The organism is Candidatus Neomarinimicrobiota bacterium (assembly GCA_041862535.1).
Lineage (GTDB): Bacteria > Fidelibacterota > Marinisomatia > SCGC-AAA003-L08 > TS1B11.
Window position 1 is genome coordinate 1 of record JBGVTM010000123.1, and the last position, 2,706, is coordinate 2,706.

Genomic DNA, 2,706 nt, shown 5'->3' on the forward strand with positions numbered 1-2,706 from the left:
ACCGTTGTTGATCGCTCCCATCGGGAATTCGCGTACGCCGTAAGCGAGCGAACGACCGGTGCGGTGGCTGGCGCTGAAATCGCCATAGGCCCGGGCAAAGCCACCGGTGTTGTTGGACGGCTCCAGATCAGCTGAACCCCCTACCAGGTTAGGAACGACTTCCGCTATCGCTTCGAGAGCCTTGCCGAAGGCTTTGCGGGTGGCTACACTCGCTCCGGATTCGAATTCCGGCCAGGACACCGCGTCCAGTTTCGCAGGGCCGAAAAAGGCATCCCACTGCTCCCGGAAATCAGCGTCCTGCTTGCGTTTCTCGATCCCGGCTTTCCAGTCCCCGACTAGCCGCCGCAGCTCCTGGTGCCGCTGACGGAAGGTTTCGCCGATCTCTGGCGAAAGGTGGAAAAATTTGTCAGGATCCAGGCCCAGCCTGGTTTTAGTGGCGGCAATTTCCTCCGGTGGCAGCGGTGCACCGTGGGTCTCGGGGGAACCCTCCATGGTGGCCGCGCCGTGGGCCATGATGGTATGTCCAACAATGAGCGTCGGCTGGTCTTGATTGGCCTGCCCGGCGGCTACAGCCTCCCGGATGGCATCATAATCATGGCCGTCAACCTCCAGCACTTGCCAGCCGAATCCTTTGAACACTTGATCAATCACTGTAGAGTCCACCCGACTGGTCCGACCGGAGATCTGGACCTGATTGCAATCGTAATACATGATAAGTCGTCCCAGACGCCAGTGGCCGGCCAGTGACGCAGCGCCCAGGGCTACCGGCTCCTGGAGATCCCCATCACTGCACAAGCAGTAAGTCGCATGGTCCACAATGTCAGCGCCCAATCGGGCCCGGAGCATCTCTTCCGCCACTGCCATGCCGACGGCCATGGCCACTCCCTGTCCCAGGGGACCGGAAGTAGCCTCCACGCCGGGGGTCAGAGCCACCTCGGGGTGACCCGGGGTGCGGCTGCCGAGCTGGCGGAAGTTGAGCAAATCTTCCAGCTCCAGGTATCCGATTAGATACAGCAGGGCGTAAAGCAGGGCCGACTCATGTCCCGCCGAGAGTACAAAGCGATCACGGTTTAACCACTCCGGGTCGTCGGGATCATAGCGGAGGATATCGTGGAAAAGGAGATAGGCAAAATCGATGGACGAGAGGGCACCGCCGGTGTGGCCCGAATTGGCCTTCCGAACCGTGTCCATAATCAGTCCCTTGACTTCATTGATAGCCTGGATAGTGGTCATCGGTACATAAACTCGCTGATATAACGGTTATAAGGATGGCAAATCCCAGATATCTGGTAGGGGCCAATTTACCTCCACGGCTGGTTGGATGCCAACGCAGGATACCGTTTGCCATTCAACGTAATATCGAATAAACTATTATCGATCTTCCGTGGGATTGTATCCCGATGCATATTGCAGCCATTCTAAAGGAATTACCCTTTCATAACCGAAGATAAATGGAACCGGATAGGTGTGAGGAACCTATGAATTCAGAGGTTTTGATCCTCCTCAGATTATAGAAGGATCGCAGCTTCGCGTCTAGAAAGGAGATAGCGACGAGAAACCAGTCATTAGTTATGAAATCCAAATATTTATATGCCGGTAGGATCATTCTGTTTATATCGATAGCCTTATTGCTCGCTGGCTGTGCCGGCCCATTCAGCCGATTCCTGCGGGACATGCCTCAGGCCGAATTTCTGGCGGAGGATTACCAGGAACACATTCCAACCAGCATCGCCGTCCTCCCCTTTGACAACCAAACTACGGACATAGACGCCCCGGAGATGATCAGGGATTTAATGAACCGCGAAATCCAGAAGAGCGGTTATACGATCCTTGATCCCGGAGCCGTTACCCTCACTTTGAGGGAAGAAGGCATCTCTTATGGCGGGCAGCTGAACGCCATTTCCGTCGAGGAACTGCAAGAGCTGCTGGATGCTGACGCCCTGGTGTATGGCGAGATCGTGGATTTCAAGCACTTCATCACCGGTCTATACAACGAGCGCAGCGTGGCGACGCAAAGCCGTTTGGTTGATATCTATACCGGAGAAGTTCTCTGGGAAGATCAGGCCACGATTAGAAAGCGACAAATAGCAGAAAATATCACCGATATCGGCTCATACCTGCTGTCCCACCTGACCCGGCGCGTGTTCGAGAAGGCCCGGCACCGTCCCTTGATGGACGAATCAAAGGAGCTGGTCGCGGGGCAGCTTTCCACCCTGCCCTGGGGACCGGCCAGACCGGGCTATCCCTCGTGGCGCTGGGAAAATCCTAACCTGAAGGTCGGGGCCGGATTCATCTACGGCTATCCCAATCTCTTCGGAATGCAGCTGGGAGCTTGGCGGCAAAGAATAGGAGTTCAGGTCAATCTGTCATTCTTCACCCAGTCGGTTAACCTGCTTTATGCGCCCGTCACCAGGGGGCCGAAGAAACGTTACGTCGGGCTCCGTATCGGGCAGGACCGGCAGTGGTCGGATATCGAAAGTCCGCCAGAACCGGCAGTGTCTGTGATTGCGGGCATCGAAGCCCTGCGCTGGCGCTATGCCCGCCTATTCCCCAATGCTGCTCTATCGATCACCGTAGGCTATACCTTGACCGGAAACACCGGTTTTTATGTTACCATTCACCGCGGGTTCTATTTTAATTGATCTCAGGAGAAACACATGCGAACCAAAGCACCTATAAGGATTTTCATAGCTCTTCAGGTTGCCC

At 55.6% G+C, this 2,706-nt stretch carries 2 protein-coding genes; one reads left to right on the forward strand and one right to left on the reverse strand.

What is annotated here, in order from left to right:
- On the reverse strand, positions 1–1,233 hold a 1,233-nt coding region (locus ACETWG_04620; protein ID MFB0515874.1), incomplete at its 3' end, for a transketolase.
- Positions 1,234–1,571: 338 nt separating this feature from the next.
- Between ACETWG_04620 and ACETWG_04625 the strand changes: the two genes are divergently transcribed.
- Positions 1,572–2,642, forward strand: a complete 1,071-nt coding sequence (locus ACETWG_04625) for a GNA1162 family protein (GenBank protein MFB0515875.1) — start codon at positions 1,572–1,574, stop codon at positions 2,640–2,642.
- Positions 2,643–2,706: the final 64 nt, after the last annotated feature.